Source organism: Phytopseudomonas dryadis (assembly GCF_004327355.1).
GTDB classification, from domain to species: domain Bacteria; phylum Pseudomonadota; class Gammaproteobacteria; order Pseudomonadales; family Pseudomonadaceae; genus Aquipseudomonas; species Aquipseudomonas dryadis.
Genome location: NZ_QJUM01000003.1, coordinates 179,906 through 200,296 on the forward strand (window position 1 = coordinate 179,906; position 20,391 = coordinate 200,296).

The 20,391-nt window shown below is 65.9% G+C and carries 17 protein-coding genes; 9 read left to right on the forward strand and 8 right to left on the reverse strand.

Annotation, left to right across the window (positions count from 1 at the left end; genetic code table 11):
• Window positions 1–55 precede the first annotated feature (55 nt).
• From DNK34_RS03675 to DNK34_RS03685, 3 genes are read left to right on the forward strand one after another with little or no spacing between them, the layout of a single operon-like run.
• Window positions 56–706 carry an amino acid ABC transporter permease gene (locus tag DNK34_RS03675; protein ID WP_131174984.1) on the forward strand — a complete coding sequence of 217 codons (651 nt, stop codon included), beginning with the start codon at window positions 56–58 and terminating at the stop codon, window positions 704–706.
• The gene (locus DNK34_RS03680) at window positions 703–1,434 is read left to right on the forward strand and encodes an amino acid ABC transporter ATP-binding protein (RefSeq protein ID WP_131174985.1); all 732 of its coding nucleotides are present in this window, start codon (window positions 703–705) and stop codon (window positions 1,432–1,434) included. The genes DNK34_RS03675 and DNK34_RS03680 overlap by 4 nt, the downstream gene beginning before the upstream one ends.
• Window positions 1,435–1,444: 10 nt before the next feature.
• The gene (locus tag DNK34_RS03685; protein WP_131174986.1) at window positions 1,445–2,740 is read left to right on the forward strand and encodes an NAD(P)/FAD-dependent oxidoreductase; all 1,296 of its coding nucleotides are present in this window, start codon (window positions 1,445–1,447) and stop codon (window positions 2,738–2,740) included.
• A 35-nt stretch (window positions 2,741–2,775) separates the two neighbouring features.
• Here DNK34_RS03685 and DNK34_RS03690 read toward each other — a convergent pair whose 3' ends face one another.
• From DNK34_RS03690 to DNK34_RS03705, 4 genes are all read right to left on the reverse strand, one after another.
• Window positions 2,776–3,492, reverse strand: coding sequence for a cupin domain-containing protein (locus DNK34_RS03690; RefSeq protein WP_131174987.1), 717 nt, complete (start codon window positions 3,490–3,492; stop codon window positions 2,776–2,778).
• 27 nt (window positions 3,493–3,519) lie between these two features.
• Window positions 3,520–4,803, reverse strand: coding sequence for an NAD(P)/FAD-dependent oxidoreductase (locus DNK34_RS03695; RefSeq protein ID WP_165497307.1), 1,284 nt, complete (start codon window positions 4,801–4,803; stop codon window positions 3,520–3,522).
• Between the two features lie 46 nt (window positions 4,804–4,849).
• Entirely contained in the window at window positions 4,850–5,554 is a 705-nt protein-coding gene (locus DNK34_RS03700) for an HAD-IA family hydrolase (protein WP_131174988.1), read from the reverse strand.
• A gap of 143 nt (window positions 5,555–5,697) precedes the next feature.
• A complete protein-coding gene (locus tag DNK34_RS03705) occupies window positions 5,698–6,645 on the reverse strand; it encodes a LysR family transcriptional regulator (RefSeq protein ID WP_131174989.1) in 948 nt (315 codons plus the stop codon).
• Between the two features lie 136 nt (window positions 6,646–6,781).
• On the opposite strand from DNK34_RS03705, the gene DNK34_RS03710 reads away from it, so the two are divergent.
• Window positions 6,782–8,209, forward strand: coding sequence for an aldehyde dehydrogenase family protein (locus DNK34_RS03710; protein ID WP_131175065.1), 1,428 nt, complete (start codon window positions 6,782–6,784; stop codon window positions 8,207–8,209).
• Window positions 8,210–8,923: 714 nt separating this feature from the next.
• Here the strand turns inward: DNK34_RS03710 and DNK34_RS03715 are convergent.
• The 3 genes from DNK34_RS03715 to DNK34_RS03725 all read right to left on the reverse strand — a co-directional run bounded on the left by DNK34_RS03715 (window position 8,924) and on the right by DNK34_RS03725 (window position 12,875).
• Window positions 8,924–10,636 (reverse strand): GMC family oxidoreductase, encoded by a 1,713-nt coding sequence (locus DNK34_RS03715; protein WP_131174990.1) that lies wholly within the window; start codon window positions 10,634–10,636, stop codon window positions 8,924–8,926.
• A gap of 15 nt (window positions 10,637–10,651) precedes the next feature.
• Entirely contained in the window at window positions 10,652–11,689 is a 1,038-nt protein-coding gene (locus DNK34_RS03720; protein ID WP_131174991.1) for an ABC transporter substrate-binding protein, read from the reverse strand.
• 274 nt (window positions 11,690–11,963) lie between these two features.
• On the reverse strand, window positions 11,964–12,875 hold the full coding sequence (locus DNK34_RS03725; RefSeq protein WP_131174992.1) for a LysR family transcriptional regulator: 912 nt from the start codon (window positions 12,873–12,875) through the stop codon (window positions 11,964–11,966).
• Window positions 12,876–12,984: 109 nt separating this feature from the next.
• Between DNK34_RS03725 and DNK34_RS03730 the strand changes: the two genes are divergently transcribed.
• Complete coding sequence (locus DNK34_RS03730; protein ID WP_131174993.1) at window positions 12,985–14,064, forward strand: tartrate dehydrogenase; 1,080 nt, start codon at window positions 12,985–12,987, stop codon at window positions 14,062–14,064.
• Window positions 14,065–14,168: 104 nt separating this feature from the next.
• On the forward strand, window positions 14,169–15,095 hold the full coding sequence (locus DNK34_RS03735; RefSeq protein ID WP_131174994.1) for a 2-hydroxyacid dehydrogenase: 927 nt from the start codon (window positions 14,169–14,171) through the stop codon (window positions 15,093–15,095).
• A gap of 61 nt (window positions 15,096–15,156) precedes the next feature.
• On the opposite strand, the gene DNK34_RS03740 is transcribed toward DNK34_RS03735, so the two are convergent.
• Entirely contained in the window at window positions 15,157–17,085 is a 1,929-nt protein-coding gene (locus DNK34_RS03740) for a DNA topoisomerase III (RefSeq protein WP_131174995.1), read from the reverse strand.
• Window positions 17,086–17,238: 153 nt separating this feature from the next.
• Here DNK34_RS03740 and DNK34_RS03745 point away from each other — a divergent pair, with 153 nt between their 5' ends.
• The 3 genes from DNK34_RS03745 to dxs all read left to right on the forward strand — a co-directional run bounded on the left by DNK34_RS03745 (window position 17,239) and on the right by dxs (window position 20,370).
• Window positions 17,239–17,481 (forward strand): exodeoxyribonuclease VII small subunit, encoded by a 243-nt coding sequence (locus DNK34_RS03745; RefSeq protein WP_131174996.1) that lies wholly within the window; start codon window positions 17,239–17,241, stop codon window positions 17,479–17,481.
• Window positions 17,478–18,365: a (2E,6E)-farnesyl diphosphate synthase gene (gene ispA / locus DNK34_RS03750; protein WP_131174997.1), complete on the forward strand. Its 888-nt coding sequence runs from the start codon at window positions 17,478–17,480 to the stop codon at window positions 18,363–18,365. The genes DNK34_RS03745 and ispA overlap by 4 nt, the downstream gene beginning before the upstream one ends.
• Window positions 18,366–18,459: 94 nt before the next feature.
• Window positions 18,460–20,370: a 1-deoxy-D-xylulose-5-phosphate synthase gene (gene dxs, locus DNK34_RS03755; protein ID WP_131174998.1), complete on the forward strand. Its 1,911-nt coding sequence runs from the start codon at window positions 18,460–18,462 to the stop codon at window positions 20,368–20,370.
• Window positions 20,371–20,391 lie beyond the last annotated feature (21 nt).

Genomic DNA, 20,391 nt, shown 5'->3' on the forward strand with positions numbered 1-20,391 from the left:
CCGTGTACTCCACGGCGGCGGCCAACCGCCGCCGTGCCGACCCGAGAGTCTATTCATGTCCGAATTTCTGCAACGCTCTGCCGAATACCTGCCGATTCTCCTGCAAGGTGCCTGGCTGACCATTCAGGTGACCATAGGCTCGTTGCTGCTATCCACGTTGCTCGGCCTGGTCTGGGCGACCATGCGGGTCTCGGGAGTCGCCGTTCTCGCCTGGCTCAGCAGCTCGATAATCAACCTGCTGCGCGGCATCCCGATCATCGTGCTGCTGTTCTACATCTACTTCGTGATGCCGGATTTCGGCCTGTCGCTGAGCGCCCTGCAGGCCGGCATCATCGGCCTTGGCATCGCCTATTCGGCCTACCAGGCGGAGAACTTTCGCGCCGGCATCGAGGCCATCGACCGGGGCCAGCTGGAAGCCGCCGAGTCGATGGGCATGAGCTGGTGGCTGATGATGCGTCGAGTGGTGCTGCCGCAGGCCTTTCGCATCGTGCTACCGCCCTATGGAAACACCATGATCATGATGCTCAAGGACTCTTCGCAGGCGTCCACCATCACCGTTGCCGAACTCGCCCTGCAGGGCAAGCTGATCGCCACATCCACCTTCCAGAACGCCACGGTGTTCACCCTGGTCGCGCTGCTCTACCTGATCATGTGCGTACCCTTGATCCTGCTGGTGCGCCACTTTGAAAAACGGGGGCAGAAATGATCGAGATCAGCGGGCTGAAAAAGTCCTACGGCAACCTGGACGTCATCAAGGGGGTGGACGCCAGCGTCGCCAAGGGCGAGGTGGTGTGCATCATTGGCCCGTCCGGCTCGGGCAAGTCCACCATTCTGCGCTGCATCAACGGCCTGGAAAGCTACCAGGACGGCAGCATCACCATCGACGGCCAGCGGGTCGAGCGTGGCTCGCGCAGCATCAAGGCGATCCGCAGCGAAGTGGCCATGGTCTTCCAGCGCTTCAACCTGTTTCCCCATCGCAGCGTGCTGGAAAACGTCATCGAAGGTCCGGTCTACGTGAAAGGCGAGAACCGCGGGCAGGCCATCGCCCATGCCCGCGAACTGCTGGCCAGTGTCGGCCTCGCGGAAAAGGCCGAAGCCCATCCGGCCCAGCTTTCCGGTGGCCAGCAACAGCGCGTGGCCATTGCCCGGGCGCTGGCCATGCGACCGAAGGCGATCCTGTTCGACGAACCGACGTCGGCGCTCGACCCGGAACTGGTCGGCGACGTGCTCAAGGTCATGCGCCAGCTCGCCGAGTCAGGCATGACCATGGTCGTGGTGACCCACGAGATGCAGTTCGCCCGTGAAGTGGCCGATCGCATCCTGTTCATCGACGGTGGACGCATCGTCGAACAAGGCAGCGCCAACGAGGTGCTGAACAACCCTCAGAGCCCGCGTACGCAGGACTTTCTGCGTCGCGTCCTGAATCCGCTGTGAGGCACTGGCCATGACCCGAGAATATTACCCACTGCAGCATTCGCTCTGGGCCGCGACTGCGGTTGCCGCACCACGAACCCGGCCACTGAGCGAGTCACTGAAGGCCGATGTGATCGTCATCGGCGCGGGCTACTGCGGCCTGAGCACAGCGTTGCACCTGGCCGAGCAAGGGGTCGACGTGGTGCTGCTGGAAGCGCAGGAGGCAGGTTTCGGTGGCTCCGGACGCAATGGCGGCCAGGTCATTCCGGGCCTGAAGTACGACCCCGGCGAACTGCTGAGCCGCTTCGGCGAAAAAGCAGGGCAGAAGTTGCTCGATTTCGCCGGCAGCACGGCGGATGCGGTGTTCTCGCTGATCGACAGGCACGCGCTGGACGTGCCGCGCGTGCGCCAGGGCTGGATCCAGGGCGCGCACAATGCGCAGGCCATGCGGCTGGCGCAGCGCCGTGCCGATGACTGGGCAGCCCAGGGCGTGGCGACCGAACTGCTCGACCGAAGCCAGGCCGAACGCCTGCTGGGCACCAGCAAGTACCTGGGCGGCTGGGTCGATCCACGGGGCGGCGGCATCCAGCCGCTGAGCTATGCACGCGAGCTGGCGCGGGTGGCCATCGACGCCGGCGTGCGCCTGTTCACCCAGTCGCGCGTCAGCGGCCTGAAACGCCATGGCGCGCAGTGGACGGCATCGGTGGCAGGGGGTGGCGAGGTCAGCGCCGAGCGGGTGCTGCTCTGTACCAACGGCTATACCGATGACCTCTGGCCAGCGCTGCGCAAGACCATCATCGATGCCAATTCCTTTCAGGTCGCCACGCAACCGCTGCCGCAAGCCCTGCGGCAAAGCATACTGCCGCAGGGCCATGTGAGTTCCGATGCACGCAACCTGCTGCTCTACTATCGGCTCGACCATACCGGGCGCCTGCTGATGGGTGGCCGTGGCACCTTCCAGGAACCCGACCCTGCCCGCCAGGATCACTGGTCGCATCTCGAGGCGGCGGTGGCCAAGCTGTTCCCGCAGGTCGCCGGTATCCCGTTCGACTACCGCTGGTGCGGCCACGTCGCCGTCACGCGTGACTACCTGCCGCACCTGCATGAGCCGGCCCCTGGCCTGCTGATCGATATCGGATGCCAGGGGCGCGGCGTCGGCCTGCAGACCCGCATGGGACAGGCGTTGGCCAGCTATCTGGTCAGTGGCGATGCCCGGGTGCTGCCGGTGCAGCCATCGCGCATCAAGGCCTTTCCGCTCTATGGCATGCGCCGTCTGTATATCGCGGCCGTGATCGCCTGGTATCGCATCACCGACGGCGGCGTATGAAGGACAGGCGCCAGCCGCGGCGGCTGGCGCCTTTTTCAGCTCAGGATGCAGAACAGCTTTTTCACCGCGACATCGTTGCGCCAGGCATTGGCGGCACCGACAGGAATGAGGATGGCTTCACCGGCATGCACACGGTAGCGCTCCCCGGTGGGCGTGTCGAAGCGCACACGGCCCTGGTAGAAGTACATCAGTTCGCTGTATCCCGGCTCGACCTGCTGGCGCGCATAAGGGCTGCAACGCCAGATACCGATACGCAGGCAGCCGCCACTTTCGAACTGGGTATGGCTGTGCGCCACAGGCTCCGGCGTCAGCAGCACCGAGGCGGAGGGCGGGTTGCAAGGCTGCAGATCGGCATGCGGATCGATCTTCACCGCCCGGGCCGGCATGTCGCCGCTGCTGGCGGCGCCGGTAAAGACGACGAAGATTCGCCGCAACTCACCCTGGTGAGTCCAGCGCAGATTCGCGCCGCGCGGTATCACCAGCGCTTCGCCGGCCGATACCGACAGCCCATAGCCGTCACCCTCGATATGCAGGGTGCCGGCCTCGACGATGCACAGTTCGACCCAGGGGTAATCCTCGATCCTCCGCTCGGCATCGCGGTCGCTCGCCACGCCAGCGACATAGCCCTGCCGCGGCTCGTGGAAATGCACCCGGCGCCCTGCGGCGAACGGATCGTCGTGCAGGGGAACAGGTGACTCGGTGAGCAGACGACGCTCGGATTCGGGCTGGGTGAAATGCACGATCGGGCTCATGGAATCACTTCATTCGGTAAAGGGAGGCTAGCGGCCGATTACATCGAGAAACTGCTGCCAGCCAGCGGCCAGGCGCACACCGGGGGCGCGGAAGGCATGCAGCGGGATAGGATTGAACCCCTGACCGGCAAGCAAGCCGAGCTCGACCTTTTCACCGGCCGTCATCGCCGCCAGTTGCTTGCCCATCCAGGTCGACATCGCCACGCCGCCGCCGTTGTAGCCGATGGCGTAGAAGCTGCGCTCGTCGAGCTGGCCGGCATGGGGCAGATAGTCGAGCGTCATGGCAACCAGGCCGGACCAGCGATAATCGACCCGGTAATCGCGCAACACCGGGAAGACCACGCCCATGCTGCGCTGCAGGTCATCGAAGGCGCCGCGTGAGTCGTGCTTGCCGAATGCGCCACGGCCACCGAAGATCAGCCGGTCGCCGACCACCCGGAACCAGCGCAGCATGCGCTTGGTATCGCCGCAGACCTGCCCGCCGGGCATGAGGCTCGCCAGCACGTTCGCCGGCAAGGGTTCGGAGGCGATGATCGCACTGCGAAATGGAATCAGCCGACGATGCAGGGCATCGGTCGCGCGGGTCTGGTCCGAATAGCCGTTGGTGGCGTAGATCACCTGGCGGGCGCTGATCCGCCCTTGCGGCGTCTGCACGATGACCCGGTCACCCTCGCGTCGCACCTGCTCGGCGGGCGTGTTGATGAAGATCTTCACGTTGCAATCGACCAGGTGCTGGGCAATGCCGCGAGCGTAGTTCATGGGATGAATGCCGCCTGCTTTCGGGGTCAGCAGGCCGCCGGCAAAGATCGTCGAACCGGTCAGTTCGCGCACCTGCTCGGCAGCAATCATGACCGAGGACTCACCCCCGGTTTCGTGCCTGATCCAGTTGGCGGTCGACTCCAGGCCGCCCAGGGCATGAACGTTGTGCGCTGCCGCGATGTGCCCGCCCATCTTCAACCGGGCGTGGCTCAGGCCGAGGGCTTCGACCGTTTCCACCAGGCTGTCCACCGCCGCGTAACCGGTACGGTACAGGTGCAGGGCCGTGTCACGGCCGAAGCGCGCCATCAGGGTGGGAAAGCCGACGCGAAACTTCGGCGAAACCACGCCACCGTTACGCCCGCTGGCCCCCCAGGCCAGGGTATTGGCCTCGACGATCAGCGGTTCGCGGCCGCTCGCGGCGATGTGCCGTGCTGCCGAAAGGCTGGTATAGCCGGCACCGATGATCACCACGTCGCACTGCCGCTCCCCCTGAAGCGATTGCAGCGCGGGGGCAGGTTGGGCGGTGGCCGCCCATAAGCTCTGAACAGTCATGCCGGCCTCTTGGCGAAATAGCGGTCTTTGCTCGCGGTGCGAGCGCTCAGCCCAGTTCTTTGTCGACAGCGTCAGCCAGCTGCGCCAGCGAAGTGAAGTGGTAGTGCGGCTCGGTGCGTACGGACTCCAGCGTTCCTCCGCTGCCCTTCTGGGCATGGCGGCGCTCGATCCAGCAGGTCTGGTAACCCAGGCGCATGGCCACGCCGATGTCGTGGTACTGGCTCTGCGCGGTGTGCAGGATATCCTCGAAGAGGATGCCCTGTGTCGCGAGGGCGCCACGCACGAAGGCGAAGTACTGCGGATCGGGTTTCTCGTAGCGCGAGTCGTCGATGGTGAATTCGAAGTCGAACGGCTGGTCGAGGGTCTTGGCCATGCAGTCCAGGGCCCAGCGCTGGGCGTTGGTCATGGCCACCAGCTTGTAGTGCTTGCGCAGGCGCTTGAGGGCTTCCACGGAATCCGGGAATGCCGGCCAGTCCTTGACCGAGGCGGCCAGGCCCTTGGCGTAAGCCGCGTTGTCCGGCAGGCCCAGTTCCTTGGCCATCAGGTGGTAGCAGCGTTCCAGGTCGTCCGGGAACCAGCCCGAATCCTCCCGCGCACGGGCTTCGCGGTAGGCCTTGAGAATATCGTCATCGCTGCAGGCCTGGCCCGCGTCTCCCGCGACTTCACGCACATGGGCGAGGATGCCGGCTTCAAAATCGATCAGGGTACCGACGACGTCGAACGTCAGGGCTTTGAACTGCTTGAAAGACATAGGGCGCTCCGCAAGATAATTCATGAGGATGAAGCAATCTGGGCCTGCCCATTATCGGCCCCCCTTCTCGTGAAATATTCCGTTTTGAACGCACCCCGGGGCATAACCTACCGTTCTTGCCGCCCGGCACGGCAGACCTGTGCTCAGACGCCCGAATCGACCCGCGCCGCCAGCCCCAGATGCGGGTAAAGCGCATCCACCCGAGCGATATCGGCACGCATCTCCTCGATGATCCAGTCACGGATATTTTCCACCACCGGGCGCAGCGGGCGGTTGCCGGGAGTGACCAGGCAACAGCGCCGCGAGGTGACACGAAGCCGATCGGCAGCCGGCACCAACTCGCCTTTGGCCAGGCAGTTCGAGACCACGTTCAGCCAGCCCAGCGCCACGCCCTGGCCCAACAAGGCGGCCTGCACGACCACGGCGTAATCGGAGAACACGATGGCATTCTCCAGGCGACCGGAGGCGCCGAACTCCTGGGCCCAGCCACGATCCTGATCGTCCATGCAGATCAGCGTGGGCGACTGTTTCCTGCCGGCCCCGCGCAGCACCTGCTGGAGATAGTGCGGGTGGCAAACCGGCAGGGTTATTTCCGGCAGGCCCCATGTATCCGTGGCCTGCAGGCTGCCCTGGTCGATGTAGCGCATGCCCAGATCGACATCCACCAGCGGCCCGCCGATCCTGCCGGACATCAACTGATAACGCATGTCCACGGTGGGAAAGCGCTGGCTGAAACGACTCATGCGCGGCATCAGCCAATGGGTGGTGAACGCCGTGGAAACCGACAGCGTCACCGTCTCGAATCCCGTGGCACGGGATTCGATCTCACTGATCGCCGATTCGATGGTGCTGAACCCCTCCTGCACCCGACGGTACAGAATGCTGCCGCTTTCGGTCAGCCGCGCGCCGCCTCGCGTACGCTCGAAGAGCTGAACGCCAAGGTGTTCTTCCAGGCGCGACAACATCCGGCTGACCGCCGGCTGGCTGACGCACAATTCGTCCGCCGCCCGGGTGAAGCTGCCACAGCGCGCAGCCGCCTCGAAGACGAACAGAGAACTCGAGCTGGGGAGTTTTCGACGGAGATTAGGCATAACCTGAGTTTATGCAGTGCGCAACTATTAGTAAATTGCCGGATGCCAAAGCCGGTGCCTATTCTTGCGAGCGACCGAGCGTGCTTTATCCAGCACGCGCCCTTCCCCGCTCGCCCTGACGAGACCGCGCCCGATGATGGAAAACACCCTGAAATTCTATATCGATGGCCGCTGGGTAACGCCCGCTGGCGATACGCGACTGTCTGTGCTGAACCCGGCCACCGAACAGGCATTCGCCCGGATCGCCATGGGCAACCAGGCGGATGTGGATGCCGCGGTCCTGGCTGCCAGGCGCGCGTTCCCGGCCTTTGCCCGCACATCGCCGGATGAGCGGAAAATCCTGCTCGAGCAGATTCTCGACGTCTTCATGCAACGCTATGACGAAATTGCCGAGGCCATCATGGCCGAAGTGGGAGCGCCGCGAAGCCTGGCCTACGAATGGCAGGCCGGCATCGGCAAACGCCACCTGCAACAGTTGCTGCGAACCCTGGACACCTTTGCCTTCCAAAAGAGCACCGGCAATACCCTGATCAATCTGGAGCCGGTGGGCGTGGCGGCGCTGATAACCCCCTGGAACTGGCCCATCAACCAGATCGTCTGCAAGGTCGCACCGGCCCTGGCCGCTGGTTGCACCATGGTGCTCAAGCCCAGCGAAATCGCGCCGCTGAATGCCCTGTTGTTTGCCGAAGTCATGCACGAAGCCGGCGTCCCCGCCGGGGTGTTCAACCTGATCAATGGCGACGGGCCGACAGTGGGCGCCGCCCTGGCGGCCCATCCCGACGTGGACATGGTGTCGTTCACCGGCTCGACCCGCGCCGGGGTCGAGGTCGCTCGCCTGGCGGCCCCCACGGTCAAACGGGTGCACCAGGAGCTGGGCGGCAAATCGGCGAATATCCTGCTCGACGATGTCGACCTGGAAAAGGCCGTGACGGCCGGCGTCAACGCCTGTTTCGGCAACAGTGGGCAGTCCTGCAATGCGCCGACCCGCATGCTGGTGCCCGCAGCGCTGCAGGATCAGGCAGTGCGGATCGCCCGCCGCGCGGCCCTCGCCCACCAGGTCGGCGCGCCGAGCGACCCGCAATCGACCCTCGGTCCCGTCATCAGCCAGCGGCAGTTCCAGGCCATCCAGCGGATGATCTCGATTGGCATCGAAGAAGGCGCACAGCTTGTCTGCGGCGGATTGGGCAGGCCAGAGGGACTGCAGCATGGCTATTACGTGAAGCCGACGGTATTCGCCGCAGTGACGCCGGACATGACCATCGCCCGGGAAGAAATCTTCGGCCCGGTGCTGGTGATGCAGTCCTATCACGACGATGAGCACGCCGTGGCCCTGGCCAATGACAGCCCGTTCGGCCTGGCCGGTTACATCCAGTCGCCCGACCTGCAACGGGCTCGGAGGATTGCCTTGCAGCTACGGGTCGGCGGCGTGTACATCAACCATCCCGACTGGAACCCCGGCGCGCCGTTCGGTGGTTACAAGCAATCGGGCAATGGCCGGGAATACGCGCAGTGGGGCCTGGAGGCGTTCCTCGAGACCAAGGCGATCGTGGGTTATCAGCCCTGAGACGAATGCCTTTCAACATGTTGGCGGCTTAGGGGTAACAGCCGAGAAGAGCGCTGGAGGCTTGAGGCTGGACGAAATGCGGCGTTGCTCTTCTCGTCCAACCTTCAGCGTTCTTTCCGGCTTTGCACCCGGGGTTCGGTTTCCCGGGGTTCGCTGCGCTCGACCCGGGCTACGCAAGGAGCGCATGGCAAGGGTGATTGCGTAGCCTGTCGAGAACGGGATTCAGCGATAAGAGCGCCGTTGCGTAGGAGCCGCGACCCCGCGGCGAATCGTGGCCATGCCGCGACTCTTGCAGAATGGCCGCCAGCGCATCGCGCCGGGGACGACGCTCCTACACGGTCGCTGGGCTTGCCACTCTTCTGTAGGAACCGCGACCGCGCGGCGAATCGTGGCCATACCGCGATTCTTGCAGAATGGCCGCCAGCGCATCGCGCCGGGGGCGACGCTCCTACACGGTCGCTGGGCTTGCCACTCTTCTGTAGGAGCCGCGACCCCGCGGCGAATCGTGGCCATACCGCGATTTCTGCAGCATGGCCGTCATAGCCTCGCGCCGAGGGCGACGCTCCTACACGGTCGCTGGGCTTGCCACTCTTCTGTAGGAGTCGCGACCGCGCGGCGAATCGTGGCCATACCGCGACTCTTGCAGAATGGCCGCCAGCGCATCGCGCCGGGGGCGACGCTCCTACTTCAGCCCAGCCTGATAGGCCGGGCTGATCAAAGACGTTGAAAGGCATGGCCCTGAGACGAGTTGCGTTCGGCCTTGATCAGGTCGGCAATGCGTTCAGCGATCATGATAGTCGGCACGTTGGTGTTCGCGCAGGGAATCGACGGCATCAACGATGCATCGCACACCCGCAGCCCGCTGACGCCGATCACCCGTCCATCGCCGAGCGTGACGGCTTGCGGATCGTCGATCTGGCCCATGCGACAGGTGCCCGATGGATGCCAGGTGCCACCGACATTGCGCCGGACGAACTCATCCAGGGCGGCATCGTCGGCCACCAGCTTTTTCAGGGTGACGCCCTGGGTGACCAGGCCGTGGATCAGCCACGCCCGAAACGGCCCGGCGAGATCCAGCAGCAGCGCCAAGGCGCCGCGCAACAGGCCATTCATCGGACCCGGCTGCGCCACCCTGGCCACCCGGGGTGAATAGCTGGAGGGGAAAACCACACTGCGCTCGGCGGCCAGTTGCGGTGCCGACAAGATGCCCGCGCCGAACCTCAGCGCCTGCTTGAGGCGTTCCAGATCGCGCGGGTCGGACAGCATGTCGAAATCCACCTCGGGCTCCCGGGTCGGATCGCTGGAGAGCAACCGCAAGCGGCCCCGCGAATACGACTTGTTGACCCAGAAGAACAGGCTGCCCAGGCGATAGCCCAGGGAATGCCAGCCCGAGCGGGACAGAATCGCGCCGTGCATGTCGCACGGCACGGTGTCCGGCAAACCCGAGGAAAAGCGCACGATGGCCTGCTCATGATGCTCGTCGATGAAGGCCGTGCGCCCCGCTTTGTTGAGCAGGGCAGACACTGCGATCGAGGGGTGCTCCATCAGGTTGCGGCCAACGCCGGGACGATCCGCCACCAGGGAAATCCCCAGCCGGGTCAGCTCATCCGCCGGACCGATACCGCTGCGCATCAGCAGCGCCGGGCTGTGGATCGCCCCCGCGCAGACAATCACCTCCCGGGCCGGCAGATCGCTCGGCGCCCCGTGCGCCGGGATAATGCGTGCGCCGATGGCACGATTGGCCTTGAACAGCACTCGCTCGACCAGGCAATCGGTGCGCACCGTCAGGTTGCCGCGCCGCCGTACGTCATCGCTGAGGTAGCACACCGACGTGGGAATGCGCTCCCCCTCGGCGCTGACACCGATGGCCCCGACATACACGCCGGGCTCCCAAGGCCCATTCTGATCCGCCCTGGTTGGCAGCCCGTTCTCGCCCAGTACCCTCATCACCGCCCTGACGAAGGGCGAGAGAAACGCCTGCGCGGTGCGCTGGATTCTCAGCGGGCCTTGCTGGCCGTGCAGCGCGCCGGCGAAATCGCTGTCGGTTTCCAGCTTGCGAAAGTACGGCAGGCAATTGTCCCAGTTCCAGCCCTCGGCGCCGAGTCGCTGCCACTCGTCATAGTCGTCGGGCGCGCCGCGATTGCTCATCAGGGCATTGATCGCCGAGCCGCCGCCCAGAATCCGCGCCTGCTCGTAACGCCGCTCGCTGCAGCGCTCGCCCATCCGTGCGGTCAGGCGCCGCCAGATATTCCGGCCGTCCAGATAAGCGCGCCCCGGATAACGGCTGCGAATCTCGGCGGGCATCCTGCCCGCCGAAATATCGCGCCCGGCCTCGATCAGGCACACCTGCTTGTCGGCATCCTCGGACAGCCGTGCGGCCAACACGCAACCGGCCGAACCACCGCCAAGAATCAGGTAGTCGATCATGCGCGCCACCTCGGCTTACTGGACGAACTCGAGCCAGCGATCCTTGGCGGCGATGCCCGCTGGCGACGACCACCATTCTTCGGACATCAAGGCCTGCTTCGCGGCGTTTTCCGGCGAGCTCGGCAGCTCCCTGGCGCGCTCGGCCGTCAGCGTGCCGGTGCTGAACGCCGCCGGATTGCCGGGACCATAATCGATGTACAACGGCAGGTTGGCTTGCAGATCCGGCGCGACCGCCTCGTTGACGAACCTGACGGCCGTCGCGTAGTTCGGCGCGTTCTTCAGGATGCAGAGCTGGGTGTTTTGCAGCAGACCGTCGTTGTAGGTGAAGGCGACATCAGGGTTGTCCTTGCGCACCGCGCTGGCGCGGCCGTTCCAGATCATCAACATGTCCACTTCGCCGTCGTTGAGCAACTGCGCCGACTGCCCACCCGAACTCCACCAGACCGCGATATCCGGCTTGATCTGTTCCAGGCGTCGGTAGGCCCGGTCGACGTCCAGCGGATAAAGCGCGTCACGGGGCACGCCGTCCGACAGCAGCGCCGCTTCCAGGGTGCCCATCGGGTCATTGCGCAACGCGCGGGTGCCCGGGAAATCCTTCACGTTCCAGAAGTCGGCCCAGCTCTGAGGCAGCTTCTTCAATGTCCTGGTGTTATAGCCCAGCACCGATGAATAAAACTCGTAGGCGACCGAATAAGGGGTGCGATACGCCGCCGGCATGGCCTGGACATTGGGCATCTTGCTCAGGTCGAGCTTCTCGATCAGCCCTTCATTGCCACCCCGGATGCAGTTCGACGGCGGCGTATCGATCACGTCCCAGAGCGGCTTGCCGGCCGCCCCCTGGGCCTTGACCATGGGCAAGGCGTCGGGAACGCTGTCCTGCCTGATGGTGATGTTCAGGCGTTTGGCCGCAGGGTCGAGGATCGCCTTGGTCTGCGCCTCCTGGTAAACGCCGCCCTGGGAAACAAAGGTGATTTCTTCTGCCGATACCGACATCGCGCACGACAGCGACACGCTCAACAGGGATAAGACTGAACCCAATGAAACGGTTTTCATGGCGAATCCTCCTGCACCTAGAGTTGTTCGGCAGTTGCAAAACCCTCGTCTGAACCCCTGCGAACCAGCGCATGCCCCGGTCTGAATCGTTATTCTCGGTGAGCGGGTCGGCAGGACGTTACAAGAGCCGGAGGTGATCCGACAATGCACGAATAATCACCTATGGCATGACTTGAAGTTATGCAGAAGCGGAACGGGGCGCACCTGTCGAAGCGTTCGCCAGCGAGCGCATCGGGTCATCGCGGGAAAGCGCGCTACCAGGGCCGGGGTAGGCTCACTGCGGTCTCGCGAACGGCAGCCGCTTCGCCAGTTCCTGGGCCAGGTAGCGCGTGAACAGCGAGATACGCGGCGGGATGTGTCGTCGATGTGGGTACATGGCATATATATCGCCCCTGGGTGCCTGATAGTCCTCCAGCACGGCCCGTAACCGCCCGCTTTCCAGGTGCGCCTGGACATCCCAGCGTGAACGCAGGATCAGGCCGTGGCCTTCGAGGGCCAGACTCAAGGCCACCTCGCCATCGTTGCTCGACAGCGTGCCGCTGACCTTGTGGGAATAATCCCGACCGTCCTTGTGAAAGCGCCAGATGGCATAGTCGCTGCCGAACTGGCGCAGCACGATGCAGTTGTGCTCGGCCAGGTCGGCCACCCGCGTCAACGCCGGCCTGGCCTCCAGATAACCAGGCGCAGCGCAGAGGATGCGCGGGTTTTCCAGCAGGCGAATGCCGATCAACCGCGAGTCGGGTGGCTCGCCCATGAACACGCCGATGTCGAACTGATCGTCGAGCAGGCCGAGAGGCTGGCTGCTCAGCTCCAGCGAAATCTCCAGAGCCGGATGCAGCCGGGCGAAGTTCGACACCAGCGGGGCCAGATGGCGACGACCGAAACCCAGTGTGCCGTTGATGCGCAAGCGCCCCTGCAAGGTCGCTTGCTGGCGGCTGATGGCACTTTCCAGCTCCTCCAACTGGCGCAGAATCGGCCGCCCGCCCTCCAGATAGAGCGTGCCCTCGGGGGTCAGGGACAGGCGCCGTGTGGTGCGCTGCAGCAACTGCACGCCCAGCCGCGCTTCCAGCTGGCTGAGGCGCTTGCTCACCGCCGGCAACGACAACCCCAGTTGCCGCGCCACCTCGGTCAGGCTGCCGCGCGTAGCCACCTGCTGGAAGAAGCTCAGGTCATCGATCACGCTCACGCAATGTTTCCTTCAATTCAACAATGAATTTCTTTCAGCGCTAATTATTAAACGTGGATCACTACCTACACTGGCCTTCGCCTTTCATCAAGCCCAGGAGACAAGTGCCATGAGCAAAGCCCGCTACACGATTGCCGTGATCCCCGGCGACGGCATCGGCAAGGAAGTCATGCCCGAAGGCGTACGCGTGCTCGATGCCGTGGCGGCCAGGCACGACCTGGAACTGCAATGGGACTGGTTCGACTTCGCCAGTGCCGACTACTACCTGGCCCACGGCAAGATGATGCCCGACGACTGGTTCGACCTGCTCAAGGGCTACGACGCCATCTACTTCGGCGCCGTGGGCTGGCCGGACGTGGTGCCGGATCACATTTCGCTATGGGATTCGCTGCTGCAGTTCCGCCGCGCGTTCGACCAGTACGTCAACCTGCGCCCTTGCCGTTTGATGCCCGGCGTGAAAACGCCCCTTGCCAACCGCCAGCCGGGCGATATCGACTTCTGGGTGGTGCGTGAAAACACCGAAGGTGAATACTCCAGTGTCGGCGGCAAGATGTTCGCCGGCACCGAGCGTGAGATCGTCCTGCAGGAAACGGTGATGACCCGGGTCGGCGTCGACCGCATTCTCAAGTTCGCCTACGACCTGGCCCAGCGCCGGCCGAAGAAGCACCTGACCTCGGCCACCAAGTCCAACGGCATCGCCATCACCATGCCGTACTGGGACGAGCGTGTCGCCGAGATGGGCAAGCAGTACCCACAGGTGAACGTCGACAAGTACCACATCGATATCCTCACCGCGAACTTCGTCCTGCACCCCGACTGGTTCGACGTGGTGGTGGCCAGCAACCTGTTCGGCGACATCCTCTCCGACCTCGGCCCGGCCTGCACCGGCACCATCGGCATCGCCCCGTCGGCCAACATCAACCCGGCACGCGACTTCCCCAGCCTGTTCGAACCGGTGCACGGCTCTGCCCCGGACATCGCCGGCCAGGGCATCGCCAATCCGATCGGGCAGATCTGGTGTGGCGCCATGATGCTCGACCATCTCGGCCACCCGGAAGCTGGCGCAGCCGTGCTGACAGCCATCGAAACGGTGCTGGCCATGGGCCCGGAAAACGCCCCGCTGACCCGCGACATAGGCGGAACCGGCAGCACCGAAGCGCTGGGCAAGGCCATTGCGGCCGTCTGCTGAAGAAATAGCGCGCAATCTTCTGTTTCAGCGACAGGATTCGAAAGATTGTTGCGCGGCTTTCGGGCATCGTCGTATGACCCCTGGCAATCCACACGAGCGCATTCATGGCCCTGCTGTTCAAAGTTGACGACGAGCGCGGACACGCCTGGAAAGCCCTGTTCGAACGTCACGCTGCCGACCTGGAGGTGCGCCTGTGGCCGGCCATCGGCGACCCGGCCGACATACGCTACTTCGCCGCCTGGCAGCCGCCAGAGGATCTGGCGTCGCGCTTTCCCAACCTGCAGGTGGTGTTCGCCACCTCGGCCGGCGTCGACCAGTTCGACCTGAACCAGCTCCCCGATACCATCGAAGTGGTGCGCATGCTCGATCCCGGCATCGCCCGGGGCATCGTCGAATACGTGTGTTTCGCCGTCCTCGCCCTGCACCGCAGAATCCCTGCGTACCTCGGGCAACAGCAGCACCGCCAATGGCAAGCACACAGCCTGCTGCCTGCGGCACAACGCCGGGTCGGCGTCATGGGCCTGGGCAACCTGGGTATCGCCGCCCTGCAAAGCCTGCGTCCGTTCGGCTTCAGCCTGAGTGGCTGGGCTCGCTCGCAAAAGCACCTGGATGGTGTGCAGTGCTACGCCGGCAACGATCGCCTGGCCGATTTCCTCGGCCAGTGCGACATCCTGATCTGCCTGCTGCCCCTGACCGACGCCACCCGCGGCATCCTCAATGCGCAGACCCTGGCCAGCCTGCCCCGGGGGGCGCAACTGATCAACCTCGGACGGGGTGGGCATCTGCTCGAGCCTGACCTGCTCGACGCCCTGGACAGCGGCCATATCGAGCATGCGATCGTCGATGTGCTCGACGCCGAGCCGCCTGGAGACGAGCATCCGTTCTGGCAACACCCGCGCATCTGGCTGACGCCCCATATCGGCGCCATGACGTCGCCGGCCAGCGCCTTCCAGGTGTTGCTGGAGAACATTCACCGGCATCAGCGTGGAGAACGGATGACCGGCGTGGTCGGCCGCCAGGACAGGTATTGACGCATCCGCCGGCCAGGGTTGCTCCAGCAAGCCCGCCCCCGGCTATCTGCCGCCCGGATGGTTACGGCTTGGCCTTGCGCCGGGTCGCGGCGCCCTTGCGTGCGCCTGCCTTGCGCTTGCCCTTCCAGGGCGCCCGCGCGCTCACCGGCGCCGCGCCGCTGATGTTCAGTTGCAGGCTGGCGCAGCGTTCGATCTGCCGGCCCATCCAGGCCGACTGCTTGGCGACGAATTCGTCCAGGCCCATCTCGCCGCTCTGCACCATGTCCAGCGCCTGCTCCCAGATCGCCGTGGTGCCGGGGTCGGCGATGGCGCGCGGCACGGCGTCGATCAGGCCGAAGGCCGCCGGCGTGGCGGCCAGGGCCTTGCCCTGCTTGACCAGGTAACCGCGCTCGAGCAGGCCCTGGATGATGCCGGCGCGGGTGGCCTCGGTACCGATGCCGGTGGTGTCCTTGAGCTTCTGCTTCAGGCGCGGGTCCTCGACCAGCCTGGCGACGTTCTTCATCGCCCGGATCAGGTCGCCCTCGGTGAACGGCTTGGGCGGCTGGGTGTGCAGATCCTTCAGCGCCACCGCGGCGATCGGGTAACGCTGGCCCTCGCGCAAGACCGGCAACTCCTGCGCCGGGACCGCTTCACGGCCCTTGGCCGGCGCCAGCGCCTCCGGCAGGGCGCGCTTCCAGCCCGGCTCGACGACGCGCTTGCCCACCGCGCGCAGGGCATGGCCGGCGCAGTCGAAGTCGGCCTGGGTACGGTCGTACTCGTGGTGGGCCAGGAACTGCGCCAGGTAGCGGGCGCGGATCAGCTCGTAGACCGCCCGGGGCCGCCCGCTCAGGCGCGCCAGGCCGGCGCAGGCGGCGGTCGGGATGATGCCGTGGTGAGCGCCGACCCTGGCATCGTTCCAGGCCCGCGAACGGCGCTGCGCCTGGGTATGGGCGAGCACCTCGGCCAAGCCGGGGTCGGCGCGCCCGAGGGCGGCGAGGATGGCCGGCGCCTCGCCGTGCTGGCTCGACGGCAGGTAGCCGCAATCGCTGCGCGGGTAGGTGATCAGTTTGTGGGTTTCGTACAGCGCCTGGGCGATGTCCAGGGTTTCCTGGGCGCCGAGGCCGAGCTTCTTCGAGCAGACCTGCTGCAACGTGCCGAGGTCGAACGGCAGCGGCGGCGCCTCACGCAGGCGCTCGGTCTGCAGGGCCTGCAACAGGGCATTGCCAGCCGCCTGCATGGCGCTGGCCGCCGCCACGGCCAGCTCCTGGCGCAGGCAGCGGCCCTGCTCGTCGCAGGCATCCTCGGGGGCGCGCCACTGCGCCGAGAACGCCGCGCCTTCGGCGAGCAGGCTCACCTCGATGGCCCAGTAGGGCACCGGCACGAAGTCGGCTATGCTGCGGTCACGGTCCACCACCAGGCGCAGGGTCGGCGTCTGTACGCGGCCCACCGGCAGCACGCCCTGATAACCGGACTGACGCCCGAGCAGGGTGAACAGACGGCTCATGTTCATGCCGATCAGCCAGTCGGCGCGCGAACGGCCGAGGGCGCTGTGGTACAGGCTGAGGGTTTCGGCGCCGGGCTTGAGGCTGGCCAGGGCCTTGCGGATCGAGGCGTCGTCCAATGCCGACAGCCACAGGCGCCGGATCGGCCCGCGGTAGCGGCAATGCTCCAGCAGCTCGCGGGCGATCATCTCGCCTTCGCGGTCGGCATCGGTGGCGATCACCAGTTCGCCGGCCTCGCCGAGCAGGCGCTTGACCGCCTTGAACTGCGCGGCGGTCTTGGCCTTGATCCGCATCTTCCACTGCTGCGGCACGATCGGCAGGTCGGCCAGCACCCAGCGCTTGTAACGGGCGTCGTAGGCATCCGGCGGCGCCGTCTCGAGCAGGTGGCCGATGCACCAGGTCACGGTCACGCCCGCGCCCAGCCAGCAGCCGTCACCGCGCCGGGTGGCGCCGAGCACCTGGGCGATGTCCTTGGCCTGGGACGGTTTTTCGCAGAGAAACAGACGCATGGCTTGATCGATGACGGGGCGACGAGGAGCCGACAGCATACTGTATATCCATACAATTCGACATACCGCGCCACCCGGCTGCGCCGATTTGCCCACAGGGCATGGCTCTGCTAGTGTCGCGCCCGATTGCGAACCCGCCAGAGAATGCCCGCCATGGCCCGTAAAAAAGCCGCGCTCGACTTCGAGCAGTCCCTCACCGACCTGCAGAACCTGGTCGAACGCCTGGAAAACGGCGAACTGTCGCTGGAAGACTCGCTGAGCGCCTTCGAGCAGGGCATCCGCCTGACCCGCGAATGCCAGGCCGCGCTGACCCAGGCCGAGCAGAAGGTGCAGATCCTCCTGGAGCGCGACGGCGAACTGGAGCAGACCGCGTTCGACACGGACGAGCAGGCATGATCGCGACCTACCAGGCGCGCTGCCAGCAACGGGTCGACCGGGCTCTGGAACCGTTGTTCGTCGCCCCTCGCCCCGAGCTGGAGCGCCTGTACGACGCCATGCGCTACAGCGTGTTCAATGGCGGCAAACGCATCCGCCCGCTGCTGGCCTATGCCGCCTGCGAAGCCCTGGGCGGCACGGCGCAGCAGGCCGACGGCGCCGCCTGCGCCGTGGAGCTGATCCACGCCTATTCCCTGGTGCACGACGACCTGCCGGCCATGGACGATGACGACCTGCGCCGCGGCCAGCCCACCACCCACCGGGCCTTCGACGAAGCCAGTGCGATTCTCGCCGGCGACGGCCTGCAGAGCCTGGCCTTCGCCGTGCTCGCCGACGACCGGCACAACCCGCACGCCGCCGATATCCGCCTGGCCATGCTCAGCACCCTGGCCAGCGCCGCCGGCCCGGCCGGCATGGTCGGCGGCCAGGCCATCGACCTCGGCTCGATCGGCCATGCGTTGCAGCAGCCGGCGCTGGAAACTATGCACCGGCACAAGACCGGCGCCCTGATCGAGGCCAGCGTGCGCCTCGGCGCCCTGGCCAGCGGCCAGGCCGGCGAAGATACCCTCACGGCCTTGAGCCGTTATGCCCGCGCCATCGGCCTGGCCTTCCAGGTCCAGGACGATATCCTCGACGTGGAAAGCGATACCGCCACCCTGGGCAAGACCCAGGGCAAGGATCAGGCCAACGACAAGCCGACCTACCCGGCCCTGCTCGGCCTGGACGCGGCCAAGGCCTATGCCGGCGAGCTGCGCGACCAGGCCCTGCAGGCCCTGTCCACGTTCGACGGCGCCGCCGAGCCCCTGCGCGACCTGGCCCGCTATATCGTCGACCGCCGCAACTGAGCCTGCGACGATACGCGGCCAAGCCTCGCTTGGGTGCGCATCACCGCATCAGGTAAACTGCCCCACCACTCCGATACCTATAACGATTCGCCTGATGCCGACGACTTTCCACGAGATTCCCCGCGAACGCCCGCTGACGCCCCTGCTCGACCGTGCCAACACGCCGGACGAGCTGCGCCGTCTTGGCGAGGCCGAGCTGGAAACCCTGGCGGACGAGCTGCGCCAGTACCTGCTGTACACGGTTGGCCAGACCGGCGGGCACTTCGGCGCCGGCCTGGGCGTGATCGAGCTGACCATCGCCCTGCACTACGTCTTCGACACCCCCGACGACCGCCTGGTGTGGGACGTCGGCCACCAGGCCTACCCGCACAAGATCCTCACCGGGCGCCGCGAGCGCATGGACAGCCTGCGCCAGAAGGACGGCATCGCCGCCTTCCCGCGCCGTTCGGAAAGCGCGTACGACACCTTTGGCGTCGGCCACTCCAGCACCTCGATCAGCGCCGCCCTGGGCATGGCCATCGCCGCCCAGCTGCAAGGCAGCAAACGCAAGTCGGTGGCGGTGATCGGCGACGGCGCCCTGACCGCCGGCATGGCCTTCGAGGCGCTCAATCACGCCTCCGATGTCAAGGCCGACATGCTCGTGGTGCTCAACGACAACGACATGTCGATCTCCAAGAACGTCGGCGGCCTGTCCAACTACCTGGCCAAGATCCTCTCCAGCCGCACCTACGCCAACATGCGCGAAGGCAGCAAGAAAGTGCTGTCCAAGCTGCCCGGCGCCTGGGAGATCGCGCGCAAGACCGAAGAACACGCCAAGGGCATGCTGGTCTCCGGCACCCTGTTCGAGGAACTGGGCTGGAACTACATCGGCCCCATCGACGGCCATGACCTGCCGACCCTGCTGGCCACCCTGCGCAACATGCGCGACCTGGAAGGGCCGCAGTTCCTCCATGTGATCACCCAGAAAGGCAAGGGCTTCGCCCCGGCCGAAGTCGACCCCATCGGCTACCACGCCATCACCAAACTGGAACCGATCAACGCCCCGCGCACGCCGAAGGCCGAGGTCGGTCCCAAGTATTCCAGCGTGTTCGGCCAGTGGCTGTGCGACATGGCCGAGGCGGACGAACGCCTGATCGGCATCACCCCGGCGATGAAGGAAGGCTCCGACCTGGTGGCCTTCAGCGAGCGCTTCCCCGAGCGTTACTTCGACGTGGCCATCGCCGAACAGCATGCCGTGACGCTGGCCGCCGGCATGGCCTGCGAAGGCGCCAAACCGGTGGTGGCGATCTATTCGACCTTCCTGCAGCGGGCCTACGACCAGTTGATCCATGACGTCGCCGTGCAGCACCTCGACGTGCTGTTCGCCATCGACCGGGCCGGCCTGGTCGGCGAAGACGGCCCGACCCACGCCGGCAGCTTCGACCTGTCCTACCTGCGCTGCATCCCCGGCATGCTGGTGATGACGCCCAGCGACGAGAACGAGCTGCGCCGCATGCTCACCACCGGCCACCTGTTCGACGGCCCGGCGGCGGTGCGCTACCCCCGCGGCAGCGGCCCCAACGCCCGCATCGACAGCGAGCTCTCGCCCCTGCCGATCGGCAAGGGCGTGGTGCGCCGCCAGGGCCAGGGCGTCGCCCTGCTGGTGTTCGGCGTGCAACTGGCCGACGCCCTGCGCGTGGGCGACACGCTGGATGCCACGGTGGTCGACATGCGCTTCGTCAAACCCCTCGACGAACGACTGGTCGGCGAACTGGCCGCCAGCCACGGCCTGCTGGTGACCATCGAGGAAAACAGCGTGATGGGCGGCGCCGGCGGCGCCGTCAGCGAGTACCTCGCCGGGGTCAACCAGCTCACGCCGATCCTGCACCTGGGCCTGCCCGATGCCTACGTCGAGCACGCCAAGCCGGCACAGATGCTCGCCGAGTGCGGCCTCGACGAGGCCGGCATCGAAACCGCCGTCCGTGCACGCCTTGCCCTGCTCGCGTCGAACTCGAGCAAGTCCTGACCGACACTGGTAAGGTAGCCG